The sequence below is a fragment of the Mycobacterium sp. P4_H6 genome (genome assembly GCF_056400845.1).
In genome coordinates this window covers 1-19,388 of sequence record NZ_JBFUKN010000110.1, presented here as the reverse complement: position 1 = coordinate 19,388, position 19,388 = coordinate 1, and the positions used below count along the sequence as shown (strand labels likewise).

Sequence of the window (19,388 nt, the reverse complement as noted above, 5' to 3'; positions counted from 1 at the left end):
CAACTGGGCCAAGATCTTCTTCAACAACAAAGGCGTCGTCGCCCACTCCACCGCCGTCTGCATGAACTACCCACCCGACGACATGTCCGTCTGGGTCTGGTGACCCTATAGATTGACCCGGTGCAGAAGCATCGGACCACGACGGTCGGCGTCCTGACCATTGTCGGTGCGCTGCTCTGCGCGGCGGCCATCGGCGGATTCCTGCTCTACCGCTTTCATCTGCTGCGCCCGTATGTGTTCCACCCGTTGCTGTTCGGGGTCACCGGTGGTCTGGCCCTTGCCCTCGCGTGCGGCCTCGGTCTGCGCCGCCCCCTCGCCCGCTGGATCGGCGTCGCGGTCTGCGTACTGGGTGCTGCCGCCATCGGTTTCATCGGCTGGTTCGCCTCGGCCTTCCAGACCGACCTGACAGCCGAATCGCGCCTGGAGTCCGCCGACGGCAGTATGGAACTCGTGGTCTACAGCGGCAGCGCCGTCTTGGCCCCGGATCCGATCTGGGAGCTGCGTCTGCACACCCGGCAGGGTCTGCTGTCGCAGGAGCGTGACCTCGGCTGCGTCAATGCGGATGTGCTGTCGCTCAACGGTATCGGCTGGACCGGACCGCGGACACTGCGGGTGGCGCTGTCCAGCGGTGTCGTCGACATCGCCGTCGACGGTGACGGCCGACCGGACCGCACCGTCGACGGCGGCTGCTAGCTGAGGTGGTGGACTTCCTGCAGCCCGTACACCGGCGTCGGGAGTCCTTCGTAGCGGGCCTTCAGCTGTAGGGCCAGGTACAGCGAATAGTGCCGGGACTGATGGAGATTCCCGCCGTGGAACCACAGGTTGGGTTGCTTGGTGGGCTTCCACATGTTGCGCTGCTCGCCCTCCCAGGGGCCGGGGTCCTTGGTCGTCTCGCTGCCCAGGCCCCACACCTTGCCGACCTTGTCGGCGACGTCCTGGCCGATCAGATCGGCAGCCCAGCCGTTCATCGAACCGAACCCGGTGGCGTACACCACCACATCGGCGGGCAACTCGGTACCGTCGGCCAGCACCACGCTGTCCGCGGTCAGGTGTGACACATCGCCGTGCGCCAGCTTGATGCTGCCGTCGGCAATGAGATCGCAGGCGCCGACGTCGATGTAGTAACCGGATCCGCGACGCAGGTACTTCATGAACAGCCCCGAGCCGTCATCGCCCCAGTCCAGGTCGAAGCCCGCGGCTTCCAGCCGGGCGTAGAAATCCTTGTCCCGCTCCCGGATCGCGTCATAGATCGGGATCTGGAACTGGTGCATGATCCGGTACGGCAGCGACGCGAACGTCAGATCGGCCTTCTCGGTGGTCATTCCGGCCGCCAGCGCGCGCTCGGAGTACAGGTCGCCGAGCCCGAGATCCATCAGCGAATCCGATTTCACGATATGGGTGGATGAGCGCTGCACCATCGTCACGTCGACACCGTTCTCGACCAGTGCCTTGCAGATGTCGTGCGCGGAGTTGTTGGAGCCGATGACCACCGCGCGTTTGCCCGCGTACCGGTCCGGGCCCGGGTGATGGCTCGAATGGTGTTGGTCGCCGGTGAATTCATCCTGGCCGGGGAAGGTGGGCACATTGGGCTTGCCGGACATCCCGGTGGCCAGCACGAGCTGGGTCGGGTGCAGGGTGAGTCGCTCGCCGTCGCGGTCCACCTCGACCGTCCAGCGCTGTTCGGACTCGTCGAAGGAGGCGGACAGGCAGGTGGTCTTCGACCAGTACGGCACCTCCATGACGCGGGTGTAAAACTCCAGCCAGTCGCCGATCTTGTCCTTCGGCGCGAACACTGGCCAGTTCTGCGGGAACGGCAGGTAGGGCAGGTGGTCGTACCAGACCGGGTCGTGCAGGCACAGCGACTTGTAGCGCTTGCGCCACTGATCGCCGGGACGTTCGTGGCGGTCGACCACGATGGCGGGCACACCGAGCTGACGCAGTCTGGCGCCCAATGCGATTCCGCCCTGCCCGCCCCCGATCACCAGGATGTAGGGCTGCTCGGAGTAGCCGAGCGCACGATCCTCGTCGAGCTTGCGTTCCGCCCAGGACCGGGTGTCCGGGTCGGACCCGTGTACCGCGCCGAGCACCCGGGTGGCGCCCTTGCGCTCTTCATGGTCCTTGAGTTCCTGCAGTGCGGTCAGCAGGGTCCAGGCGGTGTCCGCTCCGTCGTCGCCTCGTTTCAGGCGCAGGTGACCGGTGCCGCGGCCCACCGCGGTCTCGAACTCGATGAACGCCGACACCACGCCGTCACCGTCATCGGTGGCGGGCTCACGGGTCCGGAAACGTGACGGGTCCGTCCCGGTGAGCCGGTTCTCCAGCATCTCGCCGATCGCGTCTCGACCCTCCATCGTCTTCAGATTCCAGGTGAACGACACCAGGTCGCGCCAGAAGCTGTCGACGGCGAACATCCCGGTGGCCCGCTGGATGTCGCGGGTGGCCAGGACCGTGTCGAACTCGGAGAGCCAGGCGTCCACGCGTTCTTGCGGCGAGATGCGGGAGGTGGGGGCAACCGGAAGGTCAGCGATCTGTGTCATGTGAGCCAGCACACACCCGGGCTCGATGCGAGCGCAAGGGCTGCAACCCCCTGCAACTCTTTCGCGGTGTGCGCCAGGTCACATAGAACTGCAGGCATGAGAGCAGCTGTGTACTACGGGCCGAACAAAGTCGATGTGACCGACGTACCCGAGCCGGAGCCGGGGCCCGGGACCGTCAAGGTGAAGGTCGGATTCAACGGGATCTGCGGCACGGACCTGCACGAATACTATGCCGGGCCGATCTTCGTGCCGACCGAACCGCACCCGCTGACCGGCCAGCAGCTGCCGGTGGTGATGGGCCACGAATTCTCCGGCACCATCACCGCACTCGGCGCCGGGGTCCGCGGCTGGGCCGAGGGGGACCGGGTGGCGATCGAACCGATCTACCGGTGCGGGAAATGCGGACCGTGTCAAGCGGGCAACTACAACATCTGCGCCCAGATCGGCTTCCACGGACTCATGTCCGACGGCGGGATGGCGGAGTACACCGTCGTGCCGGTGAACATGCTGCACAAGCTGCCCGACAATGTGTCACTGGAACTCGGCGCGCTGGTGGAGCCCATGTCGGTGGCCTATCACGCGGCCACCCTGGGCGATGCGCACCCCGGCGACACTGCGATGGTGTTCGGCGCGGGCCCCATCGGCATCGGACTGTGGTTCGCACTGCGCGGCAAGGGTATCGAGGACACCTTCGTCGTCGAGCCATCCGCCACGCGACGCGCCGCCATCGAAGCGCTCGGCGCGCGCACCCTGGATCCGACCGCCGTCGACGTACCGTCCTTCATCGCCGACCACACGAGCGGCCGCGGTGCCGGCGCGGTATACGACGCCGCCGGGGTGGCCCCCGCCGTCGAGACCGCGCTGGCCTGCGTCGGTGCGCGCAAGGCCATGGTCAGCGTGGCGATCTACGAGAAGCCGCTGACCACCCCGCTGCTGAACCTGGTGATGAACGAATCCCGCATTCAGGGCTCGCTGTGTTACACCGCAGCCGATTTCGAAGCCGTCATCGACCTGATGTCGCGCGGGACCTACGACACCACCGGGTGGGTGACCGCCATCGGTATCGATGATGTCGTCGATGAGGGCTTCGAGGCCCTGCATGCCGGAACCAAGATGAAGGTTCTGGTCGATCCCGCCGACTCGAAGGGTCGGTCATGACACGCACCATTCCCGCCCCGCTGGTCGGCAAGGTGGCACTGGTGACCGGCGCGGGCCGCGGTATCGGCCGCGGCATCGCCCACGAGCTGGCCGGCCAGGGAGCCGACCTGGCGCTGGTCGATGTCAGTGCCGACGCGCTGGCCGGCGTTGCCGACGAGATCACCGAAATCGGCTCCAAAGTCACCACATTCGTCGCCGACGTCTCCGACCGCGCGGCCGTCTTCGACGCGGTGGAGCACGCCGCGAGCGCCCTCGGCGGATTCGACATCATGGTGAACAACGCCGGGATCGCCTTGGTGGGACCGATTGCGGAGGTGACCCCGGAACAGCTGTCACGGTTGTGGGCGATCAACGTCGACGGTGTGTTGTGGGGCATCCAGGCCGCGGTCGCCAAGTTCACCGAGCTCGGCACCAGGGGCAAGGTGATCAATGCCTCGTCCATCGCGGGTCACGAGGGGTTTGCGATGCTGGGCCCGTACAGCGCCACCAAATTCGCAGTCCGGGCGCTCACCCAGGCCGCGGCCAAGGAGCACGCCGGGGCCGGCATCACCGTCAACGCGTACTGCCCGGGCGTCGTCGGCACCGACATGTGGGTCGAGATCGACAAGCGGTTCGCCGAACTGACCGGCGCCGCGGAAGGCGAGACCTTCGCGAAGTTCTCCGCCACCATTGCACTCGGCAGGCCGGAGACGCCGGAGGATGTCGCCGGATACGTCGCCTACCTGGCCGGACCCGGCGCGGACTACATGACGGGGCAGGCCGGCCTGATTGACGGGGGCATGGTCTACCGGTGACCCGCACGTGACAGCCCGTGTGACGGGGAGCACAATCGGGGCAATGGCAGGATCCTCGATCCCCGAGCCCGCGGTCGCCGTCGGTGACGACCCGCGTCGGTACGCCATGCTGCTGTCCGAGGTGTATGACGCGACGATGGCCGGGTCCCGGGCTCCGGCGAAACCGCGCACCGTCATCGCGGACTCCTGGAACAGGCTGCTGGGCAGTGGAATTGACCCCGAGCATCACGACCCGCCGGATGTGGATCGCAGTGGGCTGGATCTGCTGCGGCAGTCCTCGGGTCTGACGGCGGTGCTCGAGGACATCTCGCGGGGCCTGGAATCGGTGATCGCCGACGGCAACAACATCCTGGTGGTGGCGGATGCGCGCGGCCGGGTGCTGTGGCGCTCCGGCACACCCCGGGTGTTGTCACAGGCCGACCGGCTGGGCTTCGTCGAGGGCGCCCACTGGGGCGAACCTGCGGTGGGGACCAACGCGATCGGTACCGCGCTGGTGTCCCGGCGGGCGGTGCAGATCTTCTCTGCCGAGCACTTCCTGCGCAGCCATCACGCCTGGACGTGTGCGGGCGCGCCGATCCGTGACCCGCGCACCGGGCATGTGATCGGTGCCGTCGACGTGTCCGGACCTGCCTCGACGGTGCATCCCACCACCGTGGCGCTGGTGGACCTGGTGGCGCGGCTGGCCGAATCGCGGCTGCGTGAAGCCCATGAACGCACGCTGAACCGGTTGCGGGCGGTCGCTGCCCCGATGCTGGCCCGGATGGGCTCGCCGGCGCTCGCGGTCGACCCGGAAGGCTGGGTCGCGGCGGTGGATTCACTTCCGCCGCACAATCGGATCCTGTTGCCGCACAACGCCGGGGCCGGCCGCGCGTGGATACCCGCACTCGGTGCCTGTGAGCTGGAGCCGCTGTCGGGCGGGTGGCTGGTGCGGCCGGTCGAGGAGATGGCCGCCGACGGTCCGGCGGGGCGCGCCACGCTGGACCTGCGTAACCACAGTGCGCCGACACTGTCGATGGTGGGGCAGTCGGGCACCTGGTGTCGCGACATCTCGCCGCGGCACGCCGAGATACTGCTGGTGCTCGCCACCCGTCCGGAGGGGCGCAGCGCACCGGAGCTGGCCGCGGATCTGTATGGCGACCGTTCCCGGGTGGTCACCGTGCGTGCCGAGATGTCGCGGCTGCGAAGGCAACTCGTCGGTCTGATCGCCGGGCAGCCGTACCGCTTCGCGGACGGCGTCGTGGTGGACGTGCTTCGACCCAGCGATCCGCGGGGGTTGCTACCGGCGTCGACCGCGCCCGCGGTCCGTGCCGCCCGTGATCAGAGCGTGTAGGACGTCATCGACAACGAGCCATAGGTGTAACCCTGGACAAGCACGGTGGCGGGTGTGGCTCCGGCCAGTCCGGCGAAGTACAGCATCGGGATGAAATGGTCGGCCGTGGGCACCGCTCGATCGAAATCAGGGTGCTCGCGCAGTCTCAGCACCTCGGCGGGCGCTGAGGTCAGCAGCTCACGGGCAGCGTCGTCAAACCTTGCGGCCCAGTCGAATCCGCTGTCAGGCAGAGTCGGAGACATCACCCGTAAGTTGTGCACGATGTTCCCGCTGCCGAGCACCAGGACGCCGCGTCGGCGCAATGGGGCCAACCGCGCACCGAGGTCGAGATGGTATTCCAGCGGTTGCTCGGCGTTGATGGACAGCTGCACCACGGGGATGTCGGCTTCCGGGAAGGCGTGCAGCAGCACCGACCAGGTGCCGTGGTCGATGCCCCAGCTGTCCTGGTCGGCGCCCACCCAGGTCGGCTCCACGATCTCAGCGACCTCGTCGACCAGGGCGGGCAGCCCCGGCGCCGGGTACCCGACCGCATAGAGCTCTGGCGGAAAACCGTAGAAATCATGGATGGTCCGGGGCCGTGCCATCGCGGTGACGGCGGTGGCGTTGATGTACCAGTGCGCGCTGACCACCAGGATGGCGCGCGGCCGCGGCACCGACTGCCCGAACGCCTGCCAGGCGTCGGTGTAGCGATTGGTGTCCAGCGCATTCATGGGGCTGCCGTGGCCTATGAAGGCTGCGGGCATGGCGCTCATGGGACGAAACTACCGCACCCGGCCGGGGTAGGCCTTGCGGTACCCGCGTACCAAGTTAGGGTTGCCTTACCCATATCTAAGCGAGGTGCTCATGCGAGAGATCCGTGTGGCGGTCATCGGGGCCGGCCCAGCCGGCATCTATGCGTCCGACACTCTGACCAGTGAATATGCGAATGCAAGGGTCGACCTGTTCGATCGTCTGCCGGCGCCGTACGGCCTGGTCCGCTATGGCGTCGCCCCCGATCACCCGCGGATCAAGGAGATCATCAAGGCCCTGCGCCGGGTGCTCTCGCGGGACGAGATTCGCTTCATCGGCAACGTCCACTACGGCACCGACATCACGCTGACGGACCTGCGGCGTCACTACGACGCCGTCATCTTCTCCACCGGCGCGCGCCGGGACCGCCCGCTGGACATCCCGGGTATCGACCTGCCCGGCAGTTACGGCGCGGCGGACTTCGTGTCCTGGTACGACGGGCACCCCGACGTGCCGCGCACCTGGCCGTTGGAGGCCCGCGAGGTCGCCGTGCTCGGGGCGGGCAATGTGGCCCTCGACATCGCCCGGGTGCTGGCCAAGCCCGCCGAGGAACAGCTCGGCACCGAGATCGCCGGCAACGTCTATCAGGGATTGGCGCTGAACAAGGCGACCGACATCCATGTCTTCGCCCGGCGCGGTCCGGCCCAGATCAAGTTCTCGCCCATGGAGTTTCGTGAGCTGTCGCATTCACCGAGTGTCGACGTCATCGTGCATCCGGAGGGTTTCGAGATCGATGAGGCCAGTCAGAAGGCCATCAACTCGACCAAGTCCATCAAGCTCGTCGTCGACACCATGATGAAGTACATGGACCGGGAGCCCACCGGCGCGCCGCACCGCATCCACATCCACCTGTGCCAGTCGCCGGTCGCGGTGCTGGGCACCGATGCGGTGGAGGGACTGCGCACCGAGCGCACCGAGCTGATCGGCGACGGAACCGTTAGGGGCACAGGAGAGTTCACCGACTGGCCGGTCCAGGCCGTCTACCGCGCGGTCGGTTACCTGTCCTCACACCTGGCCGATCTGCCGTTCGATCACCATGCCGGCGTGGTCCCCAACGACGCGGGCCGGGTGCTCGACGCGGACTGGATGGTGGTCGACGCCACCTACGTCACGGGCTGGATCAAGCGCGGCCCGATCGGATTGATCGGCCACACCAAATCCGATGCGGCCGAGACGATCGCCAGCCTGCTGGCCGACCTGCCGGGCATCCGCCCGCCCGAGGTCGGTGACCCGGACGCCATCCTGGGCCACCTGTCCGCCAACAACGTGGACTACACCACCTGGGCCGAATGGGAACGTCTGGACGCCCACGAGGTCGCACTCGGTGGGGAACAGGGCCGCGAACGGGTCAAGGTGGTGCCGCGGGCCGACATGATCACCGCAGGTAGGCGTCCGCCCACGCCCCGATGATGCGGCCGGCGCGCTTGGCCTGACCCGGGCCGGTGAGCAGATGCTCGGAACCCTCCAGCGAGACGAAGCTGCGAGGGTGCCGGGCGGTCCGGAAGATATCGCTGGCGTTCTCGATGCCGACGGTGTTGTCCGTCGGCGAATGCAGGATCAGCAGCGGCAGCCGGAGAGCCTTGATCTTGTCGTCCAGCTTCGCGCGCCGCACGTCCTCGACGAACGCGCGCTTGAGCGTCAGCGTCTTGCCGCCCACCATCCACTGCCCGCTGCCCTCGGCGAACACCTGATCCAGACACGCGTCGTACTGGTGCTCGACATGGGTCGGGTCGAACGGCGCGCCCACGGTGACCACCGCGCGCACCCCGGCGCAATCACGCGCGCAGGCCAGCACCGCCGCGCCGCCCCACGAATGGCCCACCAGCAGATCGGCGGGGGTACCGCGCGCGGTCATGAAATGGCATGCCGCGATGACGTCGTCGACCTTGCAGGTGAACGATCCGTCACCCCAGTCCCCCTCGGAGCCGCCGAGGCCGAGCGCATCGAAGCGCAGCATGCCGATCCCGTCGGCGGCCAGCTGCTTGCAGATCCGCGCCGCGGCCGGTGAGTCCTTGCCGAGCGTGAATCCGTGCGAGAAGACGCCCCAACCGCGCACGGGACCCTCGGGCAGGTCGATGAGACCGGCCAGGGCGGGCCCGGTCGCGCTGGGGAAGGTGACGCGTTCAGCCATGCCCAGGGTTTACCACGGCGATGCTCCGCACCTTAGGGTGGCGGTCGTGCCGCTCAACACCGTCGCGCTCGAACTCGTCCCGCCGAACGTGGAACGGGGTGCGCAGTACGCCGTCGAAGAGGCGATCAAGGTCCGGGCGTTGTCGCAGGAAACAGGCGTCGAGGTCGGGCACGTCATGATCCCCGGGATGATCGACGAGGACGACGACCGTCCCATCGAGATGAAGCCCAAGATGGACGTGCTGGAGTACTGGTCGTTGATCCAGCCCGAGCTGCCCGGCTCCCGCGGACTGTGCACCCAGGTGACGTCGTTCCTGGACGAACCGGCGCTGCGCGGCAGGCTCACCGAACTGAACGGGGCGAACTTCGACGGCATCGCCTTCGTCGGGGTGCCCCGCACGCTCAGCGACGGCGAGGGCGGCGGTGTCGCCCCCACCGACGCACTGTCCACGTTCGACAGCCTGGTGCCCAACCGCGGGGTCATCCTGATCCCGACCCGCGACGGTGAGCAGGGCCGGTTCAACTTCAAATGCAACCAGGGCGCCACCTATGGGATGACCCAGCTGCTGTACTCGGACGCCATCGTCGGCTTTCTGACCGAATTCGCCCGGACCACCKATCACCGTCCGGAGATCCTGTTGTCGTTCGGGTTCGTCCCGAAGCTGGAATCCAAGGTCGGGCTGATCAACTGGCTCATCCAGGACCCCGGCAACGCGGCCGTGGCCGCCGAACAGGAGTTCGTCAGCAGACTGGCTCCGCTGGATCCCGACGCCAAGCGCCGCGAGATGCTGGATCTGTACAAGCGGGTGATCGACGGCGTCGGCGGGCTCGGCTTCCCGCTGAGCGTGCACTTCGAGGCGGCCTACGGGCCCTCCAAGCCGGCCTTCGACACCTTCGCCGCGATGCTCGACTACTGGGCGCCGGAGAGCTCCAACTCGAACGCCGGATAGTCGTCGAGCATCCTGCGCAGCGCGGCCTCGAACTGCCACATCGAGGTGAGGTCGTGGTCGAGGCGGCAGTCGACCGCGGCCACCGACCCGCCCGGCGGCGGCACATCGTGCACCCGATCGGCGATCTGGTCGAACAGGCTGTGCGGTGCGGCCAGGTAATGCCATGGGCGCCGGTGTGGCGTCGACAGCACCGCCGCGTACACCAGGCCGTGTTCGGTGGCCAGGATGTGGGTGGCGGTGATCGTGACGGGCGCGTGGGCCTCGGCCTGTCCCCATTCGGCAGCGGCCACCTGCCCGGCCAGGACGTGCAACCGGACGTCGTCGGTGATGAGTGCGGGGAAATCGGGCCGGCCGATCTGCGGACCGACGTCCAGGCAGTCACGCAGCATGGCGCCGAAGTAATCGAACATGGAGGCCTCCCGGGAGAAATCCAGACGTCGAGGCCTCGAGCCTGCACCCGGGCGGGGGTGACGGTCAACCGCCTATCCTTGCCCGGGTGTCCGCCCAGTCCGAGTCCATCCGCGCGTTGCGCGCCAAGCTGGACGATCTGACCTTCCGGGACGCGTCCCGGTTGGGGCGACGCCTCAAGGGGCTGCACGGCGACCCGCCGGAATCCCTGATCAAACAGTTCGGCGCCGCCGAAGCACTGGTGCTGACCCGGCAAGCCGCCGTCCCGGAGATCACCTACCCCGACCTGCCGGTGACCGACAGCCGTGCCGAGCTGGCCGCAGCCATCAGTGCGAACCAGGTGGTGATCGTCGCCGGGGCCACCGGTTCGGGTAAGACCACCCAGCTGCCCAAGATCTGCCTGGAGCTCGGGCGCGGTATCCGCGGCACCATCGGGCACACCCAGCCGCGCCGGCTGGCTGCCCGTACGGTGGCCCAGCGCATCGCCGATGAGCTCGGCACCCCGCTGGGGTCGACGGTCGGCTACACCGTCCGGTTCACCGATCAAGCCAGCGACTCGACCCTGATCAAACTGATGACCGACGGCATTCTGCTCGCCGAGATCCAGCGTGACCGCCGACTGCTGCGCTACGACACCCTGATCCTCGACGAGGCACACGAACGCAGCCTCAACATCGACTTCCTGCTCGGATACCTGCGCGAGTTGTTACCGCGCCGACCCGACCTCAAGGTGATCGTCACCTCGGCGACCATCGAGCCCGAGCGCTTCGCCGAGCACTTCAACGGCGCGCCCATCGTCGAGGTGTCGGGGCGCACCTACCCGGTGGAGATCCGGTACCGGCCGCTGGAAGTGCCGGTAGGCGGCGGCAACGACGGGGACGACTCGGCTGACCCCGACGACCCCGATCACGAGATCGTCCGCACCGAGATGCGCGATCCGACCGAGGCAATCGTCGACGCCATCGGGGAGTTGGAGGCCGAACCGGCCGGCGACGTGCTGGTGTTCCTGTCCGGGGAACGCGAGATCCGCGACACCGCGGACGCCCTGCGCGGCCTGGTGGATCAGGGCACCGAGGTACTGCCGCTGTATGCCCGGCTCTCGACCGCCGAACAGCAGAAGGTGTTCACGACCAGCACGGCCCGCAGGCGAATCGTGCTGGCCACCAACGTCGCCGAGACCTCGCTGACGGTGCCGGGCATTCGGTACGTCGTCGACCCCGGTACCGCGCGGATCTCCCGTTACAGCAGGCGCACCAAGGTGCAACGGCTGCCCATCGAACCGATCTCGCAGGCCTCGGCCGCGCAGCGCGCGGGCAGGTCGGGGCGCACCGCCCCGGGCATCTGTATCCGGCTGTACTCGGAGGACGATTTCGAATCCCGGCCCCGCTACACCGATCCGGAGATCCTGCGCACCAACCTGGCCGCGGTGATCCTGCAGATGGCCGCACTCAAACTCGGTGACATCGAGGACTTTCCGTTCCTGGACCCGCCCGACGCGCGCAGCATCCGCGACGGCGTGCAGCTGCTACAGGAACTCGGCGCATTCGACGCAGGCGGCGCGCTCACCGAAGTGGGGCAGCGCCTTGCCCGACTGCCGCTGGATCCCCGGGTCGGCCGGATGATCCTGGCCGCCGACACCGAGAACTGCGTGCGGGAGGTGCTGGTGCTGGCCGCCGCGCTGTCCATTCCGGACCCGCGGGAACGCCCCGCCGATCGGGAGGACGCCGCGCGCCAGAAGCACGCGCGGTTCGCCGACGACAACTCGGATTTCGTGTCCTATCTGAACCTCTGGAACTACCTGCGCGAGCAACGCAAGGAGCGCTCCGGCAGTGCCTTCCGGCGGATGTGTCGCGACGAGTTCCTGCACTACCTGCGCATCCGGGAATGGCAGGACCTGGCCGGCCAGTTGCGCAGCATCGCAGGCGACCTGGGCATCCGCGACTCCGGGGAGGACGCCGACCCGGCCCGGATCCACGCCGCACTGGCAGCGGGACTGTTGTCGCACATCGGCCTTCGGGAGGGCGAGACCCGCGACTACATCGGCGCGCGCAACACCAAGTTCGTGCTGGCCCCGGGATCGGTGCTCTCCAAGAAGCCGCCGCGCTGGATCGTGGTGGCCGATCTTGTGGAGACCAGCCGGCTGTTCGGCCGCACCGCCGCACGCATCGACCCCGAATCCATCGAACGGGTGGCCGGGCATCTGGTGCAGCGCAGTTACAGCGAGCCGCACTGGAATGCGCAGCGCGGCGCGGTGATGGCCTTCGAACGGGTGACGCTCTACGGGCTGCCACTGGTGCCACGCCGAACCGTAGGCTACGCCCAGGTCGACCCGGCGGTGTCCCGCGACCTGTTCATCCAGCACGCTCTGGTCGAAGGTGACTGGCAGACCCGGCATCACTTCTTCCGGGACAACACCGCGTTGCGCGCGGAACTGGAGGAGATGGAGGAACGGGCCCGCCGCCGTGACCTGGTGATCGATGACCAGGAGCTGTTCGCCCTCTACGATGCGCGCATTCCGCCGGAAGCCGTGTCGGCCAGGCACTTCGACGCATGGTGGAAGAAGCAGCGACACCAGACGCCCGACCTGCTGACCTTCACCCGCGCCGACCTACTGCGCTCCGATGATGCCGACGAACATCCCGACACCTGGCGCACCGAGGATCTGGCCCTGCCGCTGACCTACCGGTTCGAGCCGGGCGCCGCCGACGACGGTGTGACGGTGCACGTTCCCGTCGAGGTACTGACCCGCATCGGAGGTGACGGATTCGCCTGGCAGGTGCCCGCCCTGCGGGAAGAACTGGTGACGGCGTTGATCAAGTCGCTGCCGAAGGATCTGCGCCGCAACTTCGTGCCCGCCCCGGACACCGCGCGGGCCATCCTGGATGACCTGAACCCGGGGACCGGGTCCCTGCTTACCGAGATGCAGCGCGAGCTGCGCAGGCGCAGCGGTGTGGTGGTGCCGGTCGAGGCCTTCGACCTGAGCAAGATCCCCGACCACCTGCGGGTCACCTTCGCGGTGGAGACCGCCGACGGCACCGAGGTGGCCCGGGGCAAGGACCTTGCCGGCCTACAGGATCGGCTGGCCGCCCCGGTGCAGCGGGCGGTCGCCCAGGCCGTTGCCGGCGAATGGCAGCGAACCGGTCTGACGTCGTGGCCGGCCGATCTGGCCGAATTGCCGCGCACCGTCGAACAACTCAGCGGCGGACACACCGTCCGCGGATTCCCGGCCTTCGTCGACACCGGCGCCGCGGTGGATGTGCGGGTCTTCGCCACCAAGGCCGAACAGACCGCGTCGATGCGGCCCGGTCTGCGCCGACTGCTGCGGCTGACGGCGCCGTCGCCGGTCAAGGCGGTGGAACGCGGGTTCGACACCCGGGCCAGACTCACCTTGAACGCGAACCCGGACGGATCGCTGACCGCGCTGCTGGAGGACTGCGCCGATGCGGCCGTCGATGCGCTGGCCCGGGAATTGGTATGGACCAAACCCGATTTCGATGCCGTGGCCGCGCGGATAGGCAAGGGTCTGGTTGCCACGACCGCCGATATCGCCGGGCGGGTCGGCAAGGTGCTGGCCGCCGCCCACGAGGCGCAGGTCGCCATACCGGACCGGCCGCCGGCTGCGCAGGCCGACGCCGTCGCCGACATTCGGGCGCAGCTGGATCGGTTGCTGCCCGAGGGTTTTGTCACCGTCGCCGGGGCCGCCCGGTTGGCCGATCTGACCCGCTACCTGATGGCGATCGGCAGGCGGCTGGAGCGGCTGCCGCACGCGCTCGGCGCCGACCGGGAGCGGATGGACCGGGTGCACGGCGTGGAAGACGCCTATGACGACCTGCTGCGCACGCTGTCCCCGGCCCGCGCCTCCGGGGCCGATGTCACCGATATCGGTTGGCAGATCGAGGAATTGCGGGTCAGTCTGTGGGCCCAGCAACTGGGCACCCCGCGCCCCGTCAGCGAGCAACGCATCTATAAGGCCATCGCGGCGATCAACTAGCGGCGGCGAAGGATGCGGGGCCTGAAATTAGCCCAGCTATCAAAAACGCCACCGAAAGACTTGCCGCCGGTTACCGTGTCGTGGTGCAGCGTGTTGTCATCGCCGGGCTCGGCGACACCGGAGTCCTCACCGCGCTCAAGCTGGCCAAGCGCTTCGAGGTCACCGGCATCTCCGCCAAACCCGGACTGCTCAGCGGGCAGGAACTCGGGGTACGCATCGCCCGTCCGCACGAATGGGCACGCGACTACTGGACCGGGTTCGAACGGTTTCGCGGGCTGGACCGGGTGCGCACCCTGCACGGCACCCTGACCGGGCTCGATCTGGCCGCCCGTACCGTCGGCGTCGACCGCTCCGGCGCCGTCGAGCAGGTTCCCTACGACATCCTGGTCATCTCCACCGGTGTCACGAACGGATTCTGGCGCAGGCCGCACCTGCAGTCCGCCGACGAGATCGATGCGGACCTGCAGGCGGTGCACCGGCGGCTGGCCGCGGCGAAATCGATCGCGGTGATCGGGGGAGGCGCCGCCGCGGTGAGCGCGGCCGCCAATCTCGCGGCCGCGCTGCCCGGCGCCCGGATCGGTCTGTACTACCCCGGCGAACACGCACTGCCACAGCATCATCGGCGGGTGTGGAGCAGGATCGAGACCCGGCTGACGGCGGCGGGGGTCGGATTGCATCCCGGACACCGGGCGGTCATCCCCGAGGACCACGGGGACATCACCAGCGTGCCGGTGCACTGGAGCACCGGGCAGCCGGCGGTCAGCGCCGATGCGGTGCTGTGGGCGATCGGCCGAGTCAGTCCGAACACCGGCTGGCTGCCCGCAGAACTTCTCGACGACGGCGGATTCGTCCGTGTCACACCACAACTGCAGGCCCCCGGCCACCCGGAGGTGTTCGCGATCGGTGATGTCGCGGCCACCGATCCGCTGCGCGCCTCGGCACGCAGCCGCGCCGACGGTCTGCTCGCCCGCAACATCGCCGCGTACGCCGCGGGCAAGCCGATGGGTGCCTACAAGCCACCGAAGGCCCGCTGGGGGTCGGTGCTCGGCGCCCAGGCCGACGGACTGGAGGTGTTCGCCCCGTCCGGTCAGGCGATGCGCTTCCCGGCCTGGTCGGTGCGTAACGTGCTCCAGCCCTGGATCGTCAAGCGGGGGATATACCGAGGCGTGCGGTCAGACTGATCAACTGATCCAGCAGTGCGTCGAGTTCACCCGCGCGGCGCTCCAGCGGAGTGAAACCGTCGGCGCCGAACTCCTGGAACAGGGACAGYGCGACCTGGGCCCGGACATCGAACATCTGAAAGTTCGCCACGATCTGCCGCCACTGCTCCACCGCACGCACGCCGCCGTCCGCTCCGTAGGACACGAAGCCGACCGCCTTGCCGGACCATTCGGGCCCCAGGCTGTCGACCGCATTCTTCAGCGCGCCGGGGACCCCGTGGTTGTACTCGGGCGTGACGAACACGAATCCGTCGCAGGCATCGATCGCCCGGCTCCACCGCCGGACGTGCTCCGAGTCGTACTCGCGGTTCGCTGCCGCGGGCGGCACCGGGGCGGTCAGCAGCGGGACGTCGAATTCCTTGAGGTCGATGACCTCGAACTCGGTGGCGTCCCGGCGTGCCGCCTGCTCGGCGAGCCACTGCGCGACGGAGGCGCCGGCGCGGCCCTCCCGTATCGATCCGATGATGATGCCGATGGTCATATTCATGTTCTCCCTTCGGTAGGTGCATCGCCTGCCAACGGCTCGAGTCTTCCCGAAACGCGCCGATCGGTACCGTCGTCAATACGGTACGGTCGCCGGTAGACCAGTGGAGAGGACGACATATGGGCAAGGTCATGGAGGGCGTCCGCGTCCTGGAGGTCGCACAGTTCACCTTCGTCCCCGCCGCCGGCGCGATCCTGGCCGACTGGGGCGCCGACGTGATCAAGGTCGAGCACCCGGTGCGCGGTGACACCCAGCGCGGGTTCATCAACATGGGCGGGTTCGCGCTCGACCCCAACCGGCATCCGCTCATCGAGCACCCCAACCGTGGCAAGCGCAGCGTCGGCATCGACGTCTCCACCCCGGGCGGCCAAGAGGTGCTCTACGAGATCGCCAAGACCGCCGACGTCTTCCTGACCAACTACATGCCCGCCCAGCGACAGAAGAACAAGTTCGATGTCGAGCACATCCGCGCGGTCAACCCCAACATCATCTATGCCCGCGGCAGTGCCTACGGCGACAAGGGCGACGAACGCGACACCGGCGGTTTCGACGGCACGGCGTTCTGGACCCGCAGCGGTGTCGGGCACGCGCTGACCCCGGAGGATCTGGGCGGCGCACTCTCACAGGGCATCCCGGCTTTCGGTGACTCGATCGGCGGGATGAACATCGCCGGCGGCATCTCCGCGGCGCTGTTCCACCGCGAGCGTACCGGCGAGACCTCCGAGATCGATGTGTCCCTGCTGAGCACGGCGTGGTGGGCGGCAGGAGCCAGTGTCACCCAGGGGATGGAGACCGGCGAGACGATGCGCTCGGTGATGCCGAATTCGGTTGGCCCGACGGTGAACCCGTTCCTGGGCAACTATCTGACGTCGGACGGCGGCACCATCAACCTGTGTATCGTCAGCCCGACCGGCTACATCCGGGACGCCTTCGAGCATCTCGGGCTGCCCGAACTGGCCGACGATCCCCGGTTCTCCGATGTACTGCCGCTGATCGAAAACGCCGCGGCCGCCGTCGAGCTGATCACCGAATCGGTCCGAAGCAGACCGTTCGAGTACTGGCGCAAGCACCTCAAGACCATGAAAGGCCAATGGGCGCCGTTCCAGAGCCTGGTGGACCTGGGCAGCGATGAACAGGCGCTGGCCAACGACATGGTCGTCGAGGTCGAAGGCTCAGACGGTCAACCGTTCAAGGTGGTGCGCGGGCCGGTGCAGTTCAACCACGAGCCGCTGCAGACCACCCGGGCGCCGCAGGCCTCCGAACACACCGAGCTCGTGCTGATGGAAATCGGCCTGGACTGGGATCGCATCGAGGAGTTGAAGGACGCCGGCGCGATAGCCTGAGGATGTGCACTCCCTCCTGCTCCGGGGCGCGCCGCTGCTGTTGACGCCGGTGCTCCTGGCAGTGAGCACCTTTCCCGGCGAGTTCCGGGTGTCGGCCGGCTACTGGGTACTGGGCTGCGCAGCGGCCGTGGTCTTCCTCTTCGGGGGCCGGTGGCCGTTTCCGGTGTCGCTGACGCTGTCCGCGCTGGCGATCCCGATGTTCGCGGCGCAGGCGTGGGGGCTGTCCGGACTGGTGCCCTATCTCGCGGCGGTGTCTTTGGCCGAGCTCACAGCACGCACCGACCGGGACCGGGTCATCGCCGCCGCGGCCGCCGGTTGGCTGCTCGCCCTGGTGCTGGGAGTACAACTCGACGATCACGCCCCGAGGTGGAGCGCCGCCGATGTCACCACGGTGGCGGCGGCGTTCGGGCTGCCGCTGTTGCTCGGCCTGTACCTGCGCGGCCAACGGCAGGTCCGGGCCCTCGCGGAATCGGAGGTCCGCGCTCAGGAACGGGGTGCCATGGCCCGCGAGTTGCATGACCTGGTCGCCCACCACATGGCGTCCATCGCGCTGCGCGCCGGCGTCGCCGAACACGTGATCGGGACGGCGGACCCGCGGGTCGCCGAGGTGCTCGACGATGTGCACCGCACCGCGGCCGATGCGCTGGCCGATATCCGGCGCTGGCAGGCCGCGCTGCGTGACCCGGCCCTGCACGAGGTGGCCATGGTGGAGCCCGAGGCGCTGTGGAGCGAGATCGAGGCCGCCGTGCAACGCACCCGCGCAGCGGGTTTCACGGTGCACGCGGAGATCGACCGGGCGATCACCGGACTGGACGCGATGGCGCGGCTGACCGTGCTGCGGGTGACCCAGGAGGCGCTCACCAACGTGATGAAGCATGCCGATCCGGGCGGGCCCGTCGAACTGTCCATCGCGCGACACGGTGGCGGTGTGGAGATCCGCGTCGACAGCGCCGGGGTCGACGAACATCAGGGTGGTCTCGGGGTCATCGGCATGTCGGAGCGGATGCAACTGTGCGGCGGCACGTTCACCGCAGGCCGCAGCGAGCACGGATGGCAGGTACGGGCATGGCTACCCGCGTCCTGATCGCCGATGACCAGCGCCTGGTCCGGGCGGGACTGCGGATGCTGTGTGAATCGTCGCCCGGTGTCGACGTGGTCGGCGAGGCCGCCGACGGTGCGCAGGCGGTGCGGTTGGCCGCCGAACTCGCACCGGATGTGATCCTGATGGACCTCCGGATGCCCGGGGTGGACGGCATCACCGCCATCGGGCAGGTCCTTTCTGCCCGCGCCGAGGCAAAGATTCTGGTGCTCACCACTTTTGACGATGACGACCACCTGTACCCCGCGCTGGCGGCCGGGGCCGCGGGCTTCCTGGTCAAGGACACCGATCCCGCCGAGCTGATCGCGGCGGTGCATCGGATGGCCGCCGGCGACTTCGTGCTTTCGCCACACCTGTTGCAGCGGTTGGTATCCCGGGCGGTCGGCGCGCGTGTCCCCGACGGTCCCGAGGCGGTGCCACTGACGACGCGTGAAGAGGATGTGCTGCCGCTGATCGTCGAGGGCCTGTCCAATCAGGAGATCGCCGACCGGCTGCACCTCGGCGTCACCACGGTCAAGACGCATGTGGCCAACCTGATGGACAAGCTCGGAGCCCAGAACCGGGTGCAACTCGCGGTGTACGGGTATCAACGCATGGCGTGAGGCATGTCCATGGCCATCGGCTGCGGCTGCTGTCCGGGGTTGAGCACCAGGAACTGGCCCATCATGCCCTGGTCCTCGTGCAGGGCCAGATGGCAGTGATACATGTACGGGAAGGTGGGATCGGTGTAGTCGGAGAATCTGACCGCGAGCCGGATCCGTTGTCCAGGTGGGGTGTACACCGTGTCCTTGAGACCTGCCAGCTGCGGCGGTGGCGGCGCACCGTCGATGTCGATGATCCGGAACTGGGTGTCGTGCACGTGGAAGTTGTGCGGCCAGTTGTCCACGTTGCGCACGGTCCAGATCTCGTCGGTGTCCACCGTCGCATGAAAGTCGATGCGGTTCATGTCCATCCGGTTCCCGTTGATCATGAACCACTGCAGATCGAACTCGCGGTGCACGGCCGTCGCCTCATCCGGCAGCGTCGCCGACGTGGCCAGCGCTGCGGGGAGCGCGGCGCTGGGGCGCAGGTTGCGCTCCGGTTGCAGCCGCATGACGGTGAACGAGTCGCCGATGYCGAAGCGAGCCGCTTCCTCCCTCTCCCGCTTCCTCCCTCTCC

At 68.2% G+C, this 19,388-nt stretch carries 18 protein-coding genes; 12 read left to right on the top strand and 6 right to left on the bottom strand.

All coding sequences use genetic code 11. From position 1 onward, the window contains the following. The coding region (locus AC1DTF_RS29020; RefSeq protein WP_477476548.1) for a DUF5078 domain-containing protein at positions 1-103 on the top strand (103 nt) is incomplete at its 5' end. Between the two features lie 17 nt (positions 104-120). After that, the gene (locus AC1DTF_RS29015; protein WP_477476545.1) at positions 121-693 is read left to right on the top strand and encodes a hypothetical protein; all 573 of its coding nucleotides are present in this window, start codon (positions 121-123) and stop codon (positions 691-693) included. On the opposite strand, the gene AC1DTF_RS29010 is transcribed toward AC1DTF_RS29015, so the two are convergent. After that, on the bottom strand, positions 690-2,534 hold the full coding sequence (locus AC1DTF_RS29010) for an NAD(P)-binding domain-containing protein (RefSeq protein WP_477476544.1): 1,845 nt from the start codon (positions 2,532-2,534) through the stop codon (positions 690-692). The genes AC1DTF_RS29015 and AC1DTF_RS29010 overlap by 4 nt on opposite strands. Positions 2,535-2,630: 96 nt before the next feature. Between AC1DTF_RS29010 and AC1DTF_RS29005 the strand changes: the two genes are divergently transcribed. The 3 genes from AC1DTF_RS29005 to AC1DTF_RS28995 are packed head-to-tail and all read left to right on the top strand — an operon-like array spanning position 2,631 to position 5,816. Then, positions 2,631-3,692, top strand: coding sequence for a 2,3-butanediol dehydrogenase (locus tag AC1DTF_RS29005; RefSeq protein ID WP_477476543.1), 1,062 nt, complete (start codon positions 2,631-2,633; stop codon positions 3,690-3,692). Then, positions 3,689-4,486 carry an acetoin reductase gene (locus tag AC1DTF_RS29000; protein ID WP_057168111.1) on the top strand — a complete coding sequence of 266 codons (798 nt, stop codon included), beginning with the start codon at positions 3,689-3,691 and terminating at the stop codon, positions 4,484-4,486. Before AC1DTF_RS29005 ends, AC1DTF_RS29000 begins: the two co-directional genes overlap by 4 nt. Before the next feature lie 43 nt (positions 4,487-4,529). Further along, positions 4,530-5,816 carry a helix-turn-helix domain-containing protein gene (locus AC1DTF_RS28995; protein ID WP_057168112.1) on the top strand — a complete coding sequence of 429 codons (1,287 nt, stop codon included), beginning with the start codon at positions 4,530-4,532 and terminating at the stop codon, positions 5,814-5,816. Here AC1DTF_RS28995 and ygiD read toward each other — a convergent pair. Then, positions 5,804-6,559: a 4,5-DOPA-extradiol-dioxygenase gene (ygiD, locus tag AC1DTF_RS28990; RefSeq protein WP_477476547.1), complete on the bottom strand. Its 756-nt coding sequence runs from the start codon at positions 6,557-6,559 to the stop codon at positions 5,804-5,806. The genes AC1DTF_RS28995 and ygiD overlap by 13 nt on opposite strands. Positions 6,560-6,659: 100 nt before the next feature. On the opposite strand from ygiD, the gene AC1DTF_RS28985 reads away from it, so the two are divergent. After that, positions 6,660-8,015, top strand: coding sequence for an FAD-dependent oxidoreductase (locus tag AC1DTF_RS28985; protein WP_057168113.1), 1,356 nt, complete (start codon positions 6,660-6,662; stop codon positions 8,013-8,015). Here AC1DTF_RS28985 and AC1DTF_RS28980 read toward each other — a convergent pair. Further along, a complete protein-coding gene (locus AC1DTF_RS28980) occupies positions 7,981-8,736 on the bottom strand; it encodes an alpha/beta hydrolase family protein (protein WP_477476542.1) in 756 nt (251 codons plus the stop codon). The genes AC1DTF_RS28985 and AC1DTF_RS28980 overlap by 35 nt on opposite strands. 46 nt (positions 8,737-8,782) lie before the next feature. On the opposite strand from AC1DTF_RS28980, the gene AC1DTF_RS28975 reads away from it, so the two are divergent. Next, complete coding sequence (locus tag AC1DTF_RS28975) at positions 8,783-9,685, top strand: mycobacterial-type methylenetetrahydrofolate reductase (RefSeq protein ID WP_477476541.1); 903 nt, start codon at positions 8,783-8,785, stop codon at positions 9,683-9,685. Here the strand turns inward: AC1DTF_RS28975 and AC1DTF_RS28970 are convergent. Then, positions 9,646-10,095 (bottom strand): hypothetical protein, encoded by a 450-nt coding sequence (locus AC1DTF_RS28970; protein WP_477476540.1) that lies wholly within the window; start codon positions 10,093-10,095, stop codon positions 9,646-9,648. The two genes, AC1DTF_RS28975 and AC1DTF_RS28970, sit on opposite strands and share 40 nt — an antisense overlap. Positions 10,096-10,181: 86 nt before the next feature. Between AC1DTF_RS28970 and hrpA the strand changes: the two genes are divergently transcribed. Both hrpA and AC1DTF_RS28960 read left to right on the top strand, forming a co-directional pair. Next, the gene (hrpA, locus tag AC1DTF_RS28965) at positions 10,182-14,084 is read left to right on the top strand and encodes an ATP-dependent RNA helicase HrpA (protein WP_477476539.1); all 3,903 of its coding nucleotides are present in this window, start codon (positions 10,182-10,184) and stop codon (positions 14,082-14,084) included. Positions 14,085-14,167: 83 nt separating this feature from the next. Continuing rightward, positions 14,168-15,265, top strand: a complete 1,098-nt coding sequence (locus AC1DTF_RS28960) for an FAD-dependent oxidoreductase (RefSeq protein WP_477476538.1) — start codon at positions 14,168-14,170, stop codon at positions 15,263-15,265. Here the strand turns inward: AC1DTF_RS28960 and AC1DTF_RS28955 are convergent. Beyond that, a complete protein-coding gene (locus AC1DTF_RS28955) occupies positions 15,228-15,785 on the bottom strand; it encodes an NADPH-dependent FMN reductase (RefSeq protein WP_477476537.1) in 558 nt (185 codons plus the stop codon). The genes AC1DTF_RS28960 and AC1DTF_RS28955 overlap by 38 nt on opposite strands. 134 nt (positions 15,786-15,919) lie before the next feature. On the opposite strand from AC1DTF_RS28955, the gene AC1DTF_RS28950 reads away from it, so the two are divergent. Genes AC1DTF_RS28950 through AC1DTF_RS28940 form a run of 3 tightly spaced genes read left to right on the top strand, consistent with a single transcriptional unit; the run spans position 15,920 to position 18,832 of the window. Then, a complete protein-coding gene (locus AC1DTF_RS28950) occupies positions 15,920-17,131 on the top strand; it encodes a CaiB/BaiF CoA transferase family protein (protein WP_477476546.1) in 1,212 nt (403 codons plus the stop codon). Between the two features lie 4 nt (positions 17,132-17,135). Continuing rightward, the gene (locus AC1DTF_RS28945; RefSeq protein ID WP_477476536.1) at positions 17,136-18,215 is read left to right on the top strand and encodes a sensor histidine kinase; all 1,080 of its coding nucleotides are present in this window, start codon (positions 17,136-17,138) and stop codon (positions 18,213-18,215) included. Beyond that, the gene (locus AC1DTF_RS28940; protein ID WP_477476535.1) at positions 18,197-18,832 is read left to right on the top strand and encodes a response regulator; all 636 of its coding nucleotides are present in this window, start codon (positions 18,197-18,199) and stop codon (positions 18,830-18,832) included. Before AC1DTF_RS28945 ends, AC1DTF_RS28940 begins: the two co-directional genes overlap by 19 nt. Here the strand turns inward: AC1DTF_RS28940 and AC1DTF_RS28935 are convergent. Next, positions 18,817-19,388 (bottom strand): multicopper oxidase domain-containing protein (locus AC1DTF_RS28935; protein ID WP_477476534.1); only part of this gene is annotated, 572 nt, incomplete at its 5' end. The genes AC1DTF_RS28940 and AC1DTF_RS28935 overlap by 16 nt on opposite strands.

Coding starts and splice junctions, on each gene's coding strand:
- AC1DTF_RS29010 (WP_477476544.1), bottom strand. CDS start 2,534: ATGACACAGATCGCTGACCTTCCGGTTGCCCCCACCTCCCGCATCTCG.
- AC1DTF_RS29005 (WP_477476543.1), top strand. CDS start 2,631: ATGAGAGCAGCTGTGTACTACGGGCCGAACAAAGTCGATGTGACCGAC.
- AC1DTF_RS29000 (WP_057168111.1), top strand. CDS start 3,689: ATGACACGCACCATTCCCGCCCCGCTGGTCGGCAAGGTGGCACTGGTG.
- AC1DTF_RS28995 (WP_057168112.1), top strand. CDS start 4,530: ATGGCAGGATCCTCGATCCCCGAGCCCGCGGTCGCCGTCGGTGACGAC.
- ygiD (WP_477476547.1), bottom strand. CDS start 6,559: ATGCCCGCAGCCTTCATAGGCCACGGCAGCCCCATGAATGCGCTGGAC.
- AC1DTF_RS28985 (WP_057168113.1), top strand. CDS start 6,660: ATGCGAGAGATCCGTGTGGCGGTCATCGGGGCCGGCCCAGCCGGCATC.
- AC1DTF_RS28980 (WP_477476542.1), bottom strand. CDS start 8,736: ATGGCTGAACGCGTCACCTTCCCCAGCGCGACCGGGCCCGCCCTGGCC.
- AC1DTF_RS28970 (WP_477476540.1), bottom strand. CDS start 10,095: ATGTTCGATTACTTCGGCGCCATGCTGCGTGACTGCCTGGACGTCGGT.
- AC1DTF_RS28950 (WP_477476546.1), top strand. CDS start 15,920: ATGGAGGGCGTCCGCGTCCTGGAGGTCGCACAGTTCACCTTCGTCCCC.
- AC1DTF_RS28940 (WP_477476535.1), top strand. CDS start 18,197: ATGGCTACCCGCGTCCTGATCGCCGATGACCAGCGCCTGGTCCGGGCG.